At 51.2% G+C, this 18407-nt stretch carries 14 protein-coding genes; 2 read left to right on the top strand and 12 right to left on the bottom strand.

Annotated features, from left to right (window positions below; all coding sequences use genetic code 11):
• The first annotated feature begins 9 nt into the window (after positions 1–9).
• The gene (locus tag ACQKPA_RS24980; protein WP_427495186.1) at positions 10–894 is read left to right on the top strand and encodes a transporter substrate-binding domain-containing protein; all 885 of its coding nucleotides are present in this window, start codon (positions 10–12) and stop codon (positions 892–894) included.
• A gap of 77 nt (positions 895–971) precedes the next feature.
• On the opposite strand, the gene ACQKPA_RS24985 is transcribed toward ACQKPA_RS24980, so the two are convergent.
• The 12 genes from ACQKPA_RS24985 to ACQKPA_RS25040 all read right to left on the bottom strand — a co-directional run bounded on the left by ACQKPA_RS24985 (position 972) and on the right by ACQKPA_RS25040 (position 17311).
• Positions 972–1601, bottom strand: a complete 630-nt coding sequence (locus ACQKPA_RS24985) for a 50S ribosomal protein L25 (RefSeq protein WP_194541542.1) — start codon at positions 1599–1601, stop codon at positions 972–974.
• Positions 1602–1808: 207 nt separating this feature from the next.
• Positions 1809–4160: a type I pullulanase gene (gene pulA / locus ACQKPA_RS24990; RefSeq protein ID WP_427495255.1), complete on the bottom strand. Its 2352-nt coding sequence runs from the start codon at positions 4158–4160 to the stop codon at positions 1809–1811.
• A 343-nt stretch (positions 4161–4503) separates the two neighbouring features.
• Complete coding sequence (gene ptsP, locus ACQKPA_RS24995; protein WP_427495187.1) at positions 4504–6225, bottom strand: phosphoenolpyruvate--protein phosphotransferase; 1722 nt, start codon at positions 6223–6225, stop codon at positions 4504–4506.
• A complete protein-coding gene (locus ACQKPA_RS25000) occupies positions 6218–6493 on the bottom strand; it encodes an HPr family phosphocarrier protein (protein WP_071222804.1) in 276 nt (91 codons plus the stop codon). Before ACQKPA_RS25000 ends, ptsP begins: the two co-directional genes overlap by 8 nt.
• A gap of 58 nt (positions 6494–6551) precedes the next feature.
• A complete protein-coding gene (gene ptsG / locus ACQKPA_RS25005) occupies positions 6552–8627 on the bottom strand; it encodes a glucose-specific PTS transporter subunit IIBC (RefSeq protein ID WP_427495188.1) in 2076 nt (691 codons plus the stop codon).
• A gap of 281 nt (positions 8628–8908) precedes the next feature.
• A complete protein-coding gene (glcT, locus tag ACQKPA_RS25010) occupies positions 8909–9766 on the bottom strand; it encodes a glucose PTS transporter transcription antiterminator GlcT (protein WP_427495189.1) in 858 nt (285 codons plus the stop codon).
• A 147-nt stretch (positions 9767–9913) separates the two neighbouring features.
• Positions 9914–11449: a flotillin family protein gene (locus tag ACQKPA_RS25015; RefSeq protein ID WP_427495190.1), complete on the bottom strand. Its 1536-nt coding sequence runs from the start codon at positions 11447–11449 to the stop codon at positions 9914–9916.
• A 4-nt stretch (positions 11450–11453) separates the two neighbouring features.
• Positions 11454–11987, bottom strand: a complete 534-nt coding sequence (locus ACQKPA_RS25020) for a protease (RefSeq protein WP_194541537.1) — start codon at positions 11985–11987, stop codon at positions 11454–11456.
• 204 nt (positions 11988–12191) lie between these two features.
• The gene (locus ACQKPA_RS25025) at positions 12192–13355 is read right to left on the bottom strand and encodes an iron-containing alcohol dehydrogenase (RefSeq protein WP_427495191.1); all 1164 of its coding nucleotides are present in this window, start codon (positions 13353–13355) and stop codon (positions 12192–12194) included.
• A gap of 177 nt (positions 13356–13532) precedes the next feature.
• A complete protein-coding gene (locus ACQKPA_RS25030; RefSeq protein WP_427495192.1) occupies positions 13533–15122 on the bottom strand; it encodes a UDP-glucose--hexose-1-phosphate uridylyltransferase in 1590 nt (529 codons plus the stop codon).
• A gap of 19 nt (positions 15123–15141) precedes the next feature.
• Positions 15142–16131 (bottom strand): UDP-glucose 4-epimerase GalE, encoded by a 990-nt coding sequence (gene galE / locus ACQKPA_RS25035; RefSeq protein WP_427495193.1) that lies wholly within the window; start codon positions 16129–16131, stop codon positions 15142–15144.
• A 1-nt stretch (position 16132) separates the two neighbouring features.
• Positions 16133–17311, bottom strand: a complete 1179-nt coding sequence (locus tag ACQKPA_RS25040; protein ID WP_427495194.1) for a galactokinase — start codon at positions 17309–17311, stop codon at positions 16133–16135.
• 193 nt (positions 17312–17504) lie between these two features.
• On the opposite strand from ACQKPA_RS25040, the gene ACQKPA_RS25045 reads away from it, so the two are divergent.
• Positions 17505–18365: an AraC family transcriptional regulator gene (locus ACQKPA_RS25045; RefSeq protein WP_427495196.1), complete on the top strand. Its 861-nt coding sequence runs from the start codon at positions 17505–17507 to the stop codon at positions 18363–18365.
• Positions 18366–18407: the final 42 nt, after the last annotated feature.

An 18407-nucleotide genomic window follows, 5' to 3' on the forward strand; every position in this document is an offset into this window, starting at 1 on the left:
TCTGGAATCATGCGCGGAACAAAATCGTTACGTTGGATCAGTCTTGCCTGTTTATTCACACTGATCGGTTCAATTGTACTTACCGGATGCACGCCTGACAGCAATGACCGGGTGCCAACCCCCAACATGGGCGTAAATCCTTATCGGGTAAACACCGGCTTCCTGCTTCGGAATGCCGTGGAGCGCGGGACCCTGCGAATTGCAACGGAACGGGATTATCCCCCTTTCAGTTACCATGGAACGGGCGGAAGACTTACAGGTTTTGATGTGGAAATCGCTGAAGAGGTTGCCCGTCATATGGAGCTAAGAGCAGAATTCGTTGAAACCGAGTGGGAGAATCTGCTGCCAGGATTGACGGAAGGCAAATACGACGCCGTCTTCAACCAGATTGAAGACAAGCCGGACCGGCGGGCCCTCTATGATTTTTCCGTCGCTTATCTATCCTCAACCCCGGTTCTGCTTGTGCGTTCCACGGGTGAAGATCAGATCCGCACCTTCTCGGATATCAAGGGCAAACGTGTCGGCCTGAACCCAACCGGAATTTATAAGGAATTGGCCAGGAAGCATGGAGCGGACATCGTCCCGATCAAGTATGTATCAGACGCAGCCAACAAGCTCGCAAAGGGAGAGCTGGATGCCGTCATTTCGGACCAGTTATCCGTGACCAATCTGAAGCAGCAGTTCCCGGACCTGCCGGTTGCTGGCGCCGAATCCGCCGATCAGGTGTCTGAAATTTCCGCAGCCTTTGTAAAAGGGAATCCGGATCTCGTGGCCGCCGTTGATAATGCACTGGCTACCATGCAGCAAGACGGAACGTATCTGACCATTTGGAACAAATACTTTGGAGACGCACCGATGAGTTATAAAGGCATCCATGATCGAAAAGTTAAATAGAATTTTCTAATTTCCTGACAAAAAGGCGCCTGCTCCGCTGGATCCCAGCATAGCAAGCGCCTTTTTAAATGTGCATATTATGATTCTTCGGTTGTCTCTCCCGCATCCGCTTCCTCAGCGTCCGCTTCATCCACCGTCTCTGCAGCCTCAACGGCGCGTGGCACGATGACGGTTGCGAGAACCTCCTCATCCGAAGCGTGCAATGTAATACCTTCCGGTACTTTAATATCTGCAACCGTAAGCTTGTCGCCAATCTCCAGAGCGGAAACGTCCGCTTCGAGGGTAGTAGGCAGCTCGCCTGGCAATCCCTCTACTTCGACTTCGGTCACCTGGGTTTGCAGGATACCGCCAGATTTCGTTCCGGCAGCAGTACCTTGATAATCCACCGGTATGCTGACACGAACCGGCTTGTTCATGGAGATCCGCAGAAAGTCCACATGGGATACAGTGCCGCGTCTCTTTTGAATGTCCTTAATCAAAACCGGAATTTTACCGGAGCCTGGAATATCAAGCTGAAATACCTCTGAACGTCCAGTGTGGAACAGCTTCGCCGTATCCTTGAAATTAACAGCTACGGGGATGCTTTCCTCGCCCGCGCCGTATACAACGCCGGGGATTCCGCCATTTTCGCGAAGCACTCGGCGAGAAGCCCGGGTAAATTCATCACGAACATCTGCTTGGAGTTGAACTGTGTTTCCTTTTGACATGAGTGACATCCTCCTTTATCGAAAACAAAGTCTATCTCATTATTACCCTATTTACCTGCTAACTAATCATGAGTTTCAGATGTTTTAAATTTCAATCCTGTGGGTAATAAACTGTACCCCTTTTGAAATATAAATAACAGGAGCCCCCTTTTCAGTACAAAAGGAGGGCTCCTGATTTTTTAATTTTACAATCCTTATATACAATCCTCAACTCGCCATATCCCGCTGCTCTTGGCCCTCGGAGCCGTCGTCTTTGACGCTTAGCAGCGAGATCCGTACCTTGGCTTCGTCTGGCGGAATATCGATAAACCAGTCATTCTCGCCTTCCCGATCTTCCCAATCATTCAACCTGACGATACAGCCGACCCGCTTGGTTCCGGAAGCTGCGTAGAAGACCGCTCGAGCTTTGCCGCCGTCCACTCTTGAGAATGGCACGTTGCCATCCTCCACGCCCGTTCCCCACACCCACACGTTCCAGCCATTATATGCTTGATCACGTCTTTCATATTCAATCTCAACGGTAGTCAAGCCTTGCTTCTTCTGAGCCTGGTCTTCGTACAACACCATCAGCGACAGCCCTGGGACCGCTATAGCCCCTTGGTCCAACATCTCGATCGAATCCGTACCTGCCTGACGATCATTCACCACGATGCTCCAGCGGTAAGGTGTTGGCGGCAGATCAACCGTCATTTCATGCTCATTCCCGTTCACGATCACTACAATCTGGCCCCAGCTATCTTGTGGATGATGCGTTAATCGGTAGGCGATAATCCGATCGCTGCTGCGCAGCACTTCCATATGTTTCTCGATCTCTTCTCTTGCTGCCATACGAAATGCCGGATGAGCTTTGCGCAAGGCAATAAGGCCTTTGTAATAGTCAAACACGGGTTTGAATCGTTTCTTGTTCGACCAGCGGATGGCATTAACGGCATCGCCGCTGCGGTAGCTGTTATGATCGCCAAATTTCGTGCGAAGCATCTCATCGCCGGCATGCAGCAGCGGAATCCCTTGAGAGAGCAGGACAATCCCGTTAGCCAGCAAGCTGCGGCGAACAGCCGCTGCCGACATTACATCTTCTTCAGGGATACCGGCATAAGGTGTTGAAGCAGCCGTTGCCTGCCATACATCGCCACCGTTAACCAGCTTCCCATCCGTCATACGAAGCAGACCTGCCTGTACTTCCATCCCGCTCGCCACCAAAATTTTGTCCCACAGATTCAAATTATCATGCACGGTGACATAATTGACCGTCTCATCCGGATGAAGGGCAAAATCATGAATCGAGCCCATCATCCCTTCAACGACAGCACCCTCATACCACGGTTCGCCCGTAGCAAACCCTCGGCCGCGCCCGTCATTATCACCCTTGATGGCATGCCGGAAATGATCATTGAATACAGCGAAGCCTTGACCCTTCTGGCTTCCTTTGACCGTTTGCTCTGTCAGCGGACTCATTCCTCCCGTCCAGGGCTCACCGTAGAACAAGAGAGAGCTATCCACCTCACTACGCAGCTCGCTTACAATCTCTTTCATCGTTGTTGTATCGATCAGAGCCATCAGATCAAATCGAAATCCGTCAATATGATACTCCTTGGCCCAATACCTTAAGGAATCCTTGATATATTTGCGTACCATTGGCTTCTCCGTAGCCAGTTCGTTGCCTACACCTGAACCGTTCGATAAATGTCCATGTCCATCCTTGCGATAGAAATACCCTGGCGCGAATCGTTCAAACGGGCCGTCATCCACCGTATACGTATGGTTATAGACCACGTCCATGACGACACGGATTCCCCTTGCATGCAGAGCCAGAATCATCTCCTTCAGCTCCCGGATGCGCAGGATCGGATCCATAGGATCTGTCGCATAAGAACCTTCAGGGACATTGTAATTCTGCGGGTCATACCCCCAGTTATACTCGCGGCTCAAGCTGCCGGTTGCATAGCCGTCCAGCTCATTGACCGTTCTAAAGTCAAAAATCGGCAGAAGATGCACATGGGTTACACCTAATTCTTCAAGATGATCCAGTCCAATGGTATTCCCTTCGGAATCCCGCAGGCCACCTTCCGTGAATGCCTTATATTTACCTCTATATTTCATTCCCGAATCGGTATGAATCGAGAAATCGCGTACGTGAAGCTCATAGAGCACCGCATCCGTAGGCTTCAACAGCTTGGGTCTAACATCCTGCTCCCACCCCGGCGGATTGCTCTTCGCCAGATCGACAACCACCCCGCGGCAGCCGTTGGCTGACACCGCTGTTGCATAGGGGTCAACGGCATAATGCACGTTGCCGTCCGCTGACTCGATTTGGTACATATAATAGGTTCCGTGAAGATCCCTGTTTACGACAGCCGACCATATGCCGTCGCCATTACGTTCCATCAAATATAATGTGTCACTCTCGTGATCCGTTACGCGACCTTGCTCGTTATACTCTCCCGGACTTTCATACAAAGCCAGTTTCACATGAACCGCATCCGGAGCCCACACCTGAAAGGCCGTTCCCTCTCTTCGGTAGGTTGCCCCCAGCTTAACACTTGTGCAGCTCTTGATCATGTCCATAGTCATCATCACCGTCACTTATAAGTAGATTTACTTCCTAGTATGGGCGCCTGAATCATAAGACAGACCTCTAGCACATGAATGTAGAACGCTTTCATATATCATGATATGCCAAAAGCCCTGATTTGGTTTGGGTTTGATGCCAAATAACTATATATTTAGGCTATTATACTAGCAAATATGCCAGGTGTCTTTCTTTTGACAAAAAAAACATCTGCCCAAATGGACAGATGTTGTCAATGTAAAGCTATCGTGGAAAAAGATTGGTAGAGTCCCCAAAAAACAAACGAAATACGTCACTGCATGGATCGATCAAGTCGTTAAGTTGTCTTCCTTCTTACTCAGCTGCCGTTTCTATGGATTCCACCAGAGCCACAACTTCCTCTGCGGTACCCATTTCAAGCGCCTTGGCAGCGAGTGCCTGCATATCACTGCGGGACAGCTTCCCGATCTGGCTGCGCGCCGGCAGAATGGATGTAGCGCTCATGCTAAACTCATCCAGCCCCAAACCGAGGAGAATCGGAATCGCCGTGGCGTCACCCGCCATTTCACCGCACATGCCAACCCAGCGGCCTTCGCGATGAGCGGCATCGATGACCATTTTAACCAGTCGCAGAATCGCCGGATTATAAGGTTGATACAAATAAGCAACCCGTTCATTCATGCGGTCAGCGGCCATCGTATACTGGATAAGGTCATTCGTTCCGATACTGAAGAAATCAACCTCTTTGGCAAACTGATCCGCCAGGACCGCGGTAGATGGAATCTCCACCATGATCCCGAGTTGGATCTCCTCGGATACCGGAATGCCTTCGCTTACAAGCTTGGATTTCTCTTCCTCCAGAAGCGCTTTGGCTTCGCGGAACTCACCGAGCGTCGCGATCATAGGAAACATGATGCGCAGATTGCCGTGGACGCTTGCGCGGAGCAGTGCCCGAAGCTGGGTTCTGAAAATATCCTGACGGTCCAGGCACAGCCTAACGGCCCGGAATCCCAGGAACGGATTCATTTCCTTAGGAAGATCCAAATAAGGAAGCTCCTTGTCCCCGCCGATATCGAGCGTGCGGACAACAACCGGCTTGCCTTCCATTTTCTCCAGTACCGATTTATAGGCGACATACTGGATCTCTTCGGAAGGAAGTTTATCTCTGCCCATGTACAGGAATTCCGTACGATACAGTCCTACCGCTTCTCCGCCATTCTCCAGCACGCCGGTTACATCGTTCGGTGTCCCGATATTGGCGGCCAGCTCCACATGGATCCCGTCCTTGGATACCGTTGGTTCGGAGCGGAGTTTCTTCCATTCCTCGACCTGTTTGGCGTAGGCATCCTGCTTCGCACGGTATTGTGCCACGATGGCTTCCGTAGGATTAATGATGACATCCCCTTCCAGTCCGTCAACGATGATCAAATCCCCGTTTTGGACCGAAGAGAGCACGTTTTTCGTTCCGACGACAGCCGGAATTTCAAGCGAACGGGCCATGATGGCAGAATGCGAGGTGCGCCCGCCAATATTCGTCGTGAATCCTTTAACGTAGTTGCGGTTCAACTGCGCTGTATCCGATGGAGTCAAGTCCTCTGCAACCACAATTACTTCTTCGCTGATTTCTGAAGGACTGACATAATTCAGGCCGAGCAGATGCTTAAGAATACGTTTGGTTACATCGCGCATATCCGCTGCCCGCTCCTGCAAGTAAGCACTCTTCATGTTCTCGAACATTTGAATGAATTGGGTTGCCGTTTCATTTAAGGCGTACTCCGCATTAACCGAATCGGAAGCGATTTTCGCTTTGACTGGTTCAATCAATTCCGGATCATTCAGGATGAGAAGGTGAGATTCGAAAATCTCAGCCTTCTTCTCCCCGAGTTCCTGAAGCGTTCGGGCTTTGATCGCTTCAAGCTCAGCCTGGGACTGAGCCAGCGCCGCATCCAGCTTCGAAAGCTCGGCATCCGTGTCAGCCACTTGCTTTTCCGTAACAGAATAATCAGGATGCTCCAGTGTAAAAGCACGTGCAATCGCGATGCCCGCGGAAGCCGCGATTCCTTTCAAATTATTCATGAAGCTCGCCTAACCCTTCGTTCACCATCACTTCTTGCAGTGCTGTCAGCGCTTCGCTCTCATTGCCGCCTTCCGTGATCAGTGTCAATGTATCACCTTGCTCCAATCCGAGGGAGAGAACGCCCAGGATCGATTTCAGCGTTACTTTTTTGCCGTTAGCTTCGGCAAATGAATTGGTGTCCTGGAATTTGTTAGCCGTATTTACCAATGCTGTTGCCGGACGTGCATGAATTCCATCTTCGTCAATAATTTTGAATGTTTGTTGCATGTTCATCATCCTACTTTCGTATATTTTAATTTTTTAGAATCTTGAGATCATCGTGAAGTTAAGGCTTCGATATGGTGATGATCCCTTTTTCACCGCTTTTTACTTCACCGGTCTTGTTCAGCTTCACGGAAGCTCCCTCCGGCAAATTCGAGAAGATCACAGGAGAAATAATCGATTTGGCATTCTCCTTCACATAATCCAGATCCACCTGCATGATCGGTTGGCCCGTGGACACCAGATCCCCCTCTTGTACAAGAACTTCAAAACCTTGCCCCTTCAGCTTAACGGTATTGACGCCGATATGGACAAGCACTTCCTTACCGCCATCGGACATAATGCCGACCGCATGCTTGCTAGGGAATACGTTAAATACGGTTCCGTTAACAGGAGAAGCGATCGTTCCGTTATGAGGTAATACCGCAAATCCATCTCCTGTCATTCGTTCTGCAAACACAGGATCAGGCACATGGGAAATATCCATTAGCTCTCCGTCGACTGGAGATACGATTTCCTCTATGACAAGCGTTTCCCCGTCCTGACCAGCCTGCTGCTCCTCTTGAGCAGTCGGCATCGTCTTCGGATCCGCTGGCGCGGTTGTCGGCGTTATTCCCGACATAATGTCCTGGATTTGCGATTTGATGGTATCGGAACGTGTTCCGAATATCGCCTGGATATTATTCCCCACCTCCAGCACACCTGACGCACCCAGCTGTTTCAGCCTTGCCTTATCGACGTGGCCCTTGTCTTTCACTTCTACCCGAAGACGGGTAATGCAGGCATCCAGATGCGCAATGTTAGGCTGGCCGCCAAGCGCAGTCAGAATGTTAAGCGGCAGATCATTTTTGCTGTCACCGCCTGCTCCCCGGGAACCTGATTCCGACTCCGTTGCGGAAGCTTCCTCCCGGCCCGGCGTCTTCAGATTGAATTTCCGAATGACAAACCGGAATCCGAAATAATAGATTACTGCCATGATAGCACCAACAATGAGTACATTCCACCATGGCGTCCGGTTCGGAATGACACCGAATATCATGTAATCGATCAGACCGCCCGAGAAGGTCATGCCTATCTTGGTACCCAGAATATGCATGGTCATGAAGGACAGACCTGCGAACAATGCATGTACGGCGAACAAGATCGGCGCGACGAACAGGAAGGAGAACTCAAGCGGTTCCGTGATCCCTGTCAAGAAGGAGGTCAGCGCTGCCGAACCCATAATACCGGCAACAAACTTTTTGTTCTCCGGTCTCGCTTCATGATAGATGGCAAGCGCAGCCGCAGGAAGACCAAACATCATAAACGGATACTTACCCGTCATGAAGGTGCCTGCCGTAAACTCGACGCCATCCCGAAGCTGAGCCATGAATATATTTTGATCACCGCGCACCATTTGACCTGCCTGATTCAAATATTCCCCGAACTCAAACCAGAAGGGAGAATAGAAAATGTGGTGCAGACCGAACGGAATCAATCCGCGTTCCACAACGCCGAACACAAAAGCGGACAGCGTCAGATTTTGTTCCAGCATGAAATGGGATGCAGTGTTAAGCGCAGACTGGATCGGAGGCCATATAAAGACCATCAACAGACCAAGCAAAACGGAGGTTGCAGCCGTCATAATCGGAACAAACCGTTTTCCTGCAAAAAAGCCCAGATAAGACGGAAGCTCTATTTTAAAAAATCTTCGGTACATGCTTGCCGCTAATATACCTACAATAATCCCGCCGAATACCCCAGTGGCTAAGGTCGGAATGCCAAGCACGCTGGCATATTCATAATTCGTGCCAATCATCGATGGCGTCACGCCGATCACGCTGCCCATGGTAACGTTCATGACGAGGTAACCGATGATCGCAGCAAGCCCGGCCACACCTTCGCCTCCGGCCAAGCCGACGGCAACCCCTACTGCAAACAGCAAGGATAAATTCGTGAATACGATTTGTCCCGCATTCATCATGACGGTGGCAGCTGCTTGAACCCAAGCCGCATCGAGCCACGGCGCATACTGCAAGAAATCGGGGTTGACCAGCATATTGCCAAGGCCGAGCAAAAGTCCGGCCGCTGGCAATATGGCCACAGGCAGCATCAGAGCTTTACCGACCCTTTGCAGTACGCCAAAAAGCCGCTTAAACATGAAAATTCTCACCCTCTATCTAGTTGTGGTCACAAGCTGAATGTAGAGCATCATAAAACAACCAAATCAAAAAAAGGCATGAGTAACCACGGGAAAATGGATGGCTAATCTCATGGATTAGATTACCCAGAAATGGGTAATAACAACCAAATTCCTGCAATACTCATGCCTGATCGAATCAGTTACACGTTTGATTTGAAGTTTTATGCTTCATAACTGTTCGTATTGTAACACCGTTCATTTTTCGTTGCAACCACATGGTAAGGGACTTAATAAAATCTTCACATTTGCTCGCCCTGTTCTTTGCGCTGGACCAGCCGCTCCAGATGAATGGTCAAATAACCAGCCTCGGCGGGATATACGGGCTTCTTCAGCCGCTGCTCCATCATCTTCGTCAGTTTCCATGCCAAGGAATACGTCTCGGGATATTCGCGCTTCAGCAGACCATCCAATGAACTCGTCTCGTTCACCGCTTCTCCCCGCCGAATCCGCTCCAAGGCAAACCGGAGATGAGTCAGCAGACGGGAATAATCCAATGTATCCCTCGGGATCGCATAATCCAGCTGCTGTTCAACGGTACGTACTAAATCCGCAATCAGCTCCGAATGCTTGCGAACCTCCGAAATGTGCTGGTTTGTGAGGGCACCGTGAAAATGAAGTGCAATGAATCCGATTTCCTCTTGGCCCAAATCGACCCCAAGCTTCTCCCGGATGGTACGGACGGCGTATTCCGCCATCTCGTACTCTTCAGGATACATCTCTTTGGTTTCGTATAAAAAAGGATTATGGATATAGAGACCTTGGGTATGACGCTTAATGGCAAATGCAATATGATCAGTCAACGCTATGTGGATATGCTCATTAAGAGGAGCGTCGCTGGATTTGGCAGCATTCAGAATAATGTCATTCATCGCCTCAATCAGCTTCTCATCGATGTGAGGCACCAGCTGCTTATACTGCTCCTGCTCCTCCGGTTTGGTCAAAATGAACATCTTCTCGGCAGCGGTGGCCGGGATAAGGTCTTTATTCTTCCGGTTAAAGCCTATTCCCTTGCCAATAACAACAACCTCGCCATGTTGAGGATGCTTCGCTATGATTACATTATTGTTCAACACTTTAGCCACTTGTAAGCTGCTCACGTTTGCACCTCTTTTTGATTCATACGCGTATACTCGGATATCTTATCAGAAATATAAGTGCGCGGCAAAATCATATGTGGTTGCCAAAATCTCCAAAGTGCCGTACCGCTGCCTGAACCGCTATCCCAATCCTACTTGCCGTTCGTTCTATTCTTCCTTCGCAGCACTTGTCTCTACAGCCACCGGTACCGGGACAAGCTCCTGCTCAACGGCTACCGGCTTTTGGACTGGAGCAGCTTTCTTCGTCGTCAGGCCCTTAATCAGTTCTTCCACATCAATCCCTGACACACTCTTCAGCATTTCAGGCGCCGTGGACATCAGCTCGGTCACATAATTGCTCACGCGAGCCGCACCTTCGCCTTTGCCTGTATCTACAACCGTCAGCTTGTCGATGGACGAAATTGGCTGAGCAATCTTGCCGGCAAGCTCAGGCAGCATTTTCACGATGATATCGAGCACGGCAGCTTCTCCGAACTTCTGGAACGCTTCGGCGAGTTTCTCTTTGGCATCGGCTTCGGCAATACCGCGCAGGCGAATGACTTCAGCTTCAGCCGTACCTTTGGCACGCTCGGCATCCGCAACGGCCAGACCATCCAGGCGCTTCTGTTCGGCAGACGCTTTGGCCTGCGTTTCGATGGAGTACTGCAAGGCATCCGCCTCGCGCATCTTACGGGCCTTATCCGCTTCGGCCGCCTGCTCAACGGCATAGCGATCCGCTTCGGCTTTCTTCTTCACGTCCGCGTCGTACTGCTTCTCGCGAATCATGATTTCTTTTTCCTGCAGATCGATTTCGCGTTCCTTACGAACGAGCTCAACCTTCATTTGTTCCTCAACTGCCGTCTGTCTGGCACGGGCTTCCTGGATATGGTAGGCCTGGTCCGCTTCGGCCTTGGCCGTATCCTGCTCCTTCTTAAAGGAAGCGACCTTCAGCTCCCGCTCCTTCTCGGCTTCCGCGATATTCGTATCGCGTACGACCTCGGCCTTCTGTCCTTCTTCCTCCGCGCGCGCTTTCTGAATCCGCGCGTCGCGCATCGCTTCGGCTTCGGCAATCTCCGCATCCCGCTTTACCGTAGCGATCCGCGGTTTACCCAGCGCTTCCAGATATCCATGCTTGTCGCGAACGTCCTTAATGGTAAAGGATACGATCTGCAGACCCATCTTCTTGAGGTCTCTTGCAGCGACACCCTGAACCTCCTGCGCGAACTTGTCGCGGTTACGGTATACTTCCTCTACCGTCATGGAACCGAGAATGGCACGAAGATGACCTTCCAGCACTTCCTGGGCTTCGCCCTTCAGCGCCTCAATCGGCTTGCCCATGAATTGCTCGGCTGCCGTTGCCACGTCTTCGATCGAGCTTCCCACTTTTATGATGGCTACCCCATCGGCCATAACCGGAACGCCTTGCTCCGTGTACACTTCAGGCGTCATAACATCCAGCTTATGAGATAAAAGCGATACAAATTCGGAGCGCTGAAATACGGGGAGTATAAAAGCGCCGCCCCCTCGCACGATTTTGATTTTACGGCCGGATTCATCCTCCGATAAATTTTTACTTCCCAAAAAAGAACCGGTTACGATCATCGCTTCATCCGGACTCACCGTTTTGTAACGGGCCCAGAACGCAAGTCCTAACACGACAATGACGCCTACAACAATTGACGGAATTACTAAGTATTCTGGCATTAAATCAATCCTCTCCTTTTCGTTCTTCCAGTTCGGACACTCTCAGGACACCCTCAACAACGTCAACAACCACCACGCGGACTCCTGCGGGAAGATTTTGGCGATCAAAGCTAGACGCGATATGCGTTGTGTTGCCTGCGCCAATCTTGACCATCACTTCACCGAATCCTTCTGCAGGAAGCGGTACGGTGACAACGCCGATCATTCCAGCCAGCTCCTTGATGGAGAAGCCCGTCGAGTTCTCGCTGTTCTCCATCGGTTTCACGTACCCGAAATAGACGAGAATCGAAATGACGATAGCAGCTAAAATAGACAGCGTTACATGGGCACCTGCCGCCAATTCCGTGTATTTCGTCAGCATGATTCCGGTACCGCCAAATACGGTGATTCCTCCAGCGATCACAACCGGATTGAAAAAATCCACTGACAAAAAGTCCAACAATCCGTCAAGCGCCGAGCTAAGTATGTCGCCAAGCACCACGGTTACGATGGCAAAGATCACGCCTCCGATCAGACAGCCCCAATATAACGCTTCCATGTTGATTGCCCCCTCTGGAATTCCTTACTGTGTATAACAAGTAATACGGCAAAATGTTTGCTAAAGTTTCAATTATTTCCCTCAAACGTATGAAAATCTCTTCATATCTATATTCGACACACCCACAAAAAAAGCCTGCACGGGCATGAACCGGCAGGCTTTAAAACCATTTCAATTCCTTGTCATATAACGACAGGACAACCCTTATAGCGACATCCGATAAATCTCCACGACGTCTTCACGCTGCAGCTTGCGGAAGTTGCCAAAAGGACCAAACCGCATCGCCTTATCGGCCATTGCCTCGATCTGGCTGTCGTCAATATCGTACGCTCCCAGCGTGCTTGGCGCACCGATGGAAGTCCAGAAGCTTCGAAGCGCTTCGATCCCTTCCAATCCGATGACTTCATCGGTTTTTCCTGCCGGGTCAACTCCGAATACGTTCACGGCAAGAGACTTAAAGCGCTGAGGATCCGCACTCCGATTATATTTCATCCAATTCGGGAACAGGATCGCCAAGCCGCCGCCGTGCGGAATGTCGTATACGGCAGATACCGCGTGCTCGATATTATGGGTTCCCCAGTCACCGGCCATCCCCATATTGATCATGCCGTTCAGCGCCATCGTACCGCAGTACATGATCGTCTCGCGGAGCTCATAGTTCTCCAGGTCCTCAACCAGCTTCGGCGCCGTATCGATAACGGTCCGAAGAATCGTTTCGCAGAAGCCGTCCTGCACGGGCGTATTGGTATCCTGGTGGAAGTAGTGCTCCAGTACGTGAGACATGATATCCACGATACCGTACACCGTTTGATCCCGCGGAAGGGAGAACGTATGTACAGGGTCAAGAATGGAAAATGCAGGGTAAGCATGAGGGCTACCCCAGCCCATCTTCTCTTGGGTTACTTCATTGGTGATGACCGAGCCGCCGTTCATCTCGGATCCGGTCGCAGCCATCGTAAGCACGGTTCCAAGTGGGAGACCCGCTTGCGGGACGGCTTTGCGTTCGACGAAATCCCACATATCTCCGTCATACTCGGCCCCTACGGCGATGGCCTTGGAGCAGTCAAGGACGCTTCCGCCGCCAACGGCCAGTATAAGATCAATGTTATGCTCCCGGCACAATGCCACACCTTTGTGGACCGTCGACAGGCGCGGATTCGGTTCCACACCCGCAAGCTCCGTTACCACCGCATTCGCTTCCTTCAGTAACGCGATAACCTGATCGTACAGTCCGCTGCGCTTGATGCTGCCGCCACCATATACAAGCAATACGTTCTGGCCGTATTTAGCCACTTCACCACTTAAAGCGCTCAGCTTGCCCTTACCAAAAATCAACTGAGTCGGATTATGAAAGACAAAAGGTCTCATGTACATTACCCCCATCGCATCTGGTTCGCATCTATATTTTTTCTTGCATGCTTTTTCATTCTATACCATTCCCCTTATGCAAAACAAACAGCCGTCCTTCTCCAGAAAGATCGGCTGTTTGCATGATGATCAGAGGTATCGTTAACTTCAATACATCGTATATCCATTAATGAATGTCTATTTGCTGTCCGGGACGTATCCCATACGGCTTAGGAATCGCTGAAATGCCTGTTGTCCTTCTGCCGTCTGCTTATATACCCCGGCATGCTCCAAAATCGTCGTGAACTTGTGGCCGACCTCCCGGCGAATCAGCTCGATCGCCCCGGCTTTATCCGGCGCGGCTGTTTCCTGTCCACGCAGCTCCTCGATCCAATCCCCGTGGACGGCAAGCGGATGGTCCGCAGCCTTGCTGTCCGCGTACAACTCCTCGTTCCCCGCAAGGATGTCGGCGATTTGATCGAGCTCTTCCTTAAGCCTGCCCGGCAGGATCGCCAGCCCCATCACTTCGATCAGGCCGATGTTTTCCTTCTTGATGTGGAACATCTCCCGATGAGGATGGAAAATCCCTTCCGGATATTGCTCATTCGTGCGATTGTTCCGCAGAACCAGGTCCATCTCGTAGATGCCCTCGTCATTTCGGCGGGCAATCGGAGTAACCGTATTGTGGCGGACCCGCTCTCCATCCACTTCGCTGAACGCTTCAATGTCTGCTGAAGGATCACTGTAGATTTTCCATGACTCGTAAATGCCGTTCGCGCATTCAAGAAGCGAATTCCGATCGCTTGAGGATAGCCGGATCACCGACATCGGCCACTTCACGATGGCCACGGATACGTCTGGATAATCCGCGTGCGTAAACCCGGCCACCTTCGGTGCTTTCTGGATCGGGAAGGTATGCCGTCCTCCCTGGAAATGATCATGCGTGAGAATCGAGCCCCCGACAATGGGGAGATCCGCGTTCGATCCGAGAAAATAATGCGGATAAGCATCAACAAAACTCAAAAGGCGGGCAAGCGTCGCTTTGGTCAGCTTCATCGGCACATGGTCATGATGGAATACAATGCAGTGCTCATTATAGTAAACATACGGCGAGTATTGGAAGAACCACGGTTCCCCGTTTAACTCCAACGGAATAATGCGCAGGTTTTGCCGTGCCGGGTGGTTGACTCTGCCTGCATAACCAACATTCTCGCGGCAGAGCTGGCATTTCGGATAAACCGGCGGAGGCAGCAGTTTAGCCATGGCGATTTCCTTCGGACTTTTCTCCGGCTTGGAGAGATTGATGGTAATCTCAATATCGCCATACGAGCTGGCGTGCCGCCAGTATTCGTTTTTGGCTACGCGATCCATTCGAATGTAGTTGGAGTCGATGCATAGATTGTAAAATTGCCGAGTTGCCGCAACAATCCCCTGCTCCTGCTGGACCGTCCGGAACTGAGCCGTTACGTCCGAAGGTCTCGCCATGAGCCGACCCATGATTTTGGCGTCCAGCAGATCCCGGTACGTATCGGTATTCTCGGGAATCATTCCATGCGCTGCGCCATAATCAATCATTACGTCGAGCATAGCCTGCGGACCATCCGGTACCGGGCCGTTCACTTCGTCGCCATACGGTTCGCTGAACCCGAAATCCTCCAGCAGCAGATTGCGGCTGTAATCCGCATCCGCTGCCTGGATAAGACCTTTATGAAGTGCAAAACGCACGAGCATTTCAATCGCATGAAGAACCTGCTTGGATTCGGGAGTTCCTGATGTTGCTGCATACATGGTCATCGTCCCCCTTGGATTAATTGTCACCGTAACCGTCCGGGTGACTGCTGTGCCATTTCCATGCGCTCTCGATAATCTCCTCCAGCGTCGTTCTGGATGGGGTCCATCCGAGAACAGTACGTGCTTTATCCGAAGACGCTACCAACACGGCAGGGTCACCGGCACGCCGCGCCTCCATGACAACCGGAATGTCAGCACCCGTCACCTGCTTTGAGGTCTCGATAACCTCCTTAACCGAAAACCCGAGTCCATTGCCGAGGTTGAACACATTGCTGGACTCTCCACGGCAAAGGTAATCAACCGCGCGCAGATGAGCGTTCGCAAGATCGCTGACGTGAATGTAATCGCGGACACACGTGCCGTCAGGCGTTGAATAATCGTCGCCAAACACTGAGATGCTTGGGCGCTGTTTCAAGGCGGTTTGCAGCACTAGCGGAATCAGATGGCTCTCCGGACGGTGATCCTCGCCGATTTTTCCGCTGGCATGCGATCCGGCCGCGTTGAAGTAACGAAGGGACACATACTTCACGCCAAGCACGGTATCGAACCAGGACATCATCCGTTCCATCATCAGCTTGGTTTCCCCGTACACGTTCGTCGGCTGCGTTCGGTCCGTTTCCTCGATCGGCACCTTCTCAGGCTCGCCGTAGGTTGCTGCCGTTGACGAGAAGACGATCTTCCGGACACCCGCTTCATTCATGGCTTCCAGCAGGCACAGCGTTCCGTATACGTTGTTATCGTAATATTTCACCGGATCCTTCATACTCTCGCCAACCAGTGAATTCGCGGCAAAGTGGATAACCGCATCAATATCATTTTCCGAGAATAGCTGCTTCAGCAGCGCCTTATCGCGGAGATCGCCGACATACAGCTTTCCGCCCAGCAGCGCTTCGCGATGCCCCGTCTCCAGGCTGTCGATCACAACAACCTCTTCCCCTTGCTCCAACAGCTCCGCTACGGTATGAGAACCGATATAACCCGCACCGCCAGTCACTAAAATAGCCATATTATTCGGCCTCCTTCACTTCATGAACACCTTGACCTACGCCGCATACATAAAAGTCCGGCTTCAGTCCCGTTCTGGCTTCGTACTGCTGCCCCACTTCCGCGATAAAACGCTCCACCGCATCCTCGTGTACAAGAGATACCGTACAGCCTCCAAAGCCGGCTCCCGTCATTCTGGAACCCAGCGTGCCCGGAATCCGCTGTGCTTCTTCCACCAGCGCATCCAGCTCGTCGCCCGTTACTTCGTACAGATAACGCAAGGAGTCGTGGGACTGATTCATATATTGTCCGAATGCTTCCAGATCTCCGTTCCTCAAGGCCTTTACGGAATCATGCACACGCTGGTTTTCTTCAACGACATGCTGGGCACGTCTACGGACGGTTTCATCCCGGATGCTGTCCTGCAAGGTAGCGAATTGATCCGGATTCAGCTGAGCGAGATACGATAACGCCGGCAGCTCCTTCTGCAAAATTTCCAATGCGCGGTCACACTCGCTGCGGCGTTCATTGTATTTGGAATCAACGAGTCCACGCCGTTTGTTGGTATTTGAAATCACGATTTTGTAAGCTCCGGTCCGGAATGGCACCAGTTCATATTCGAGCGTATCGCACATTAACAGAATGGCATGATCCTGCTTGCCATTAGCTACGGCGAATTGATCCATAATGCCGGAGTTGACGCCGACGAACAGGTTCTCCACCCGCTGCGAAAGCTTCGCAATCTCCACCGTATCCGTCTCCTTGCCTTCCATCTTCAAGAAGGCGTAAGCCGTGACCACTTCGATGGACGCCGAGGACGAGAGACCCGCGCCGTTCGGTATATCCCCATGGTAGAGCAGGTCGTAACCGCTGCTAAGGTTACAGCCGATTTTATTCAGCTCCGTTATGACGCCAACCGGATAATCTGTCCATTGATCGCTTTTGTAGCCGTAATCCTCATCCAGGCTGATCGTTAATTCATAGGGGATATTGGTGGATGAAAAGCTCACCTTGTTGTCGTCGCGAGGCCTTATAATCAAGGTCGTGCCAAACTCCAAGGCGGCCGGGAGCACGTAGCCTCCGTTATAATCCAAATGCTCCCCGATCAGGTTCACGCGGCCGGGCGCGTTAAATATGCGAACCTTATGCTGGCTCTCACCGTGCTTGTCCATAAATCTTTCCATAAGCTGTTCCGTCGTCACTGCCCATCACTCCATCCTGTACATATGGTAGTTTTACTGTCTTCAGTATAATGGAAATCTCGTTAACCGATAATGAAATCTTGTGCGTTACATATGGATTTATGTGACTTTTGGAGGTACAATAAATTCATAAAATCAACGCTGTCTTCACAGTTCCTCTTTTTCCCAAACTTATTGTAAAGGAAAATGAATAATGAAACCAACCTATTCTGTTGCTTCCAATCCTGCGCAGCAAGGCAGCGATTCGCTTCACGTCCGATTCGCCGGCGAGAGCCAGACCCGGCCGGAGCATGCATTGGGTCCGAAAATATACGATCATTACTTATTGCATATCATCGAGTCGGGACATGGCATATTTCGAACCGAAACCGACAGGTATCAGCTCGGCCCCGGCGACTGTTTCCTGATCCATCCCGGTCAGATTGTCAGTTATGTATCTGATGCGAGCCATCCCTGGCGTTACCGATGGGTCGCCTTTGATGGAGAACACGCCGGCGAAGGTGTACACTGTTCGGGACTTACGCCCGAAAAGCCTGTCCTCCATCTCATGGAGAACAACCCGATTCCGGGCTACGTGTCCCTCATTCAAAGCCATTTTCAATCCAGGGAGGAGAGCTCCCATATCGCCGCTATCGGTTATCTGCATTTAATCTGGGCCGAGATCATGAATCGGAGTGACCGACCGTCCCGTTTAACACTGGCAGAACCGCAGGTTCAGCGCACGGTGAAGCAGATGATCAATTACATGGCTTCCCAATACGCCCATCCCGTCTCGATTGAACAAATGTGCGCAAGCCTGGGCTACAACCGCGCGTACCTGTCGCGCATCTTCAAGCAGGAAACGGACATGACTCCGATTACGTATCTGCTTAAATTAAGAATCGACCAATCCAAGCGGCTGCTGCGCGAACGTCCCGATTTGTCCATCGAGCAGGTTTCCGCATCTGTTGGACTCACCGATCCGCTCTATTTCTCTCGTCAGTTCAAGCGTCTCGTCGGTCGATCCCCTACAAGGTACCGCAAGGATATCCTCTCATCATCCACACTTTCTTAACGATATCGTTTGCCCGATATATCTGAACGAAAAAGGAGCGCC

Origin of the sequence: Paenibacillus sp. NPDC093718, from assembly GCF_050279985.1 — a bacterium.
Lineage (GTDB): Bacteria > Bacillota > Bacilli > Paenibacillales > Paenibacillaceae > Paenibacillus_AQ.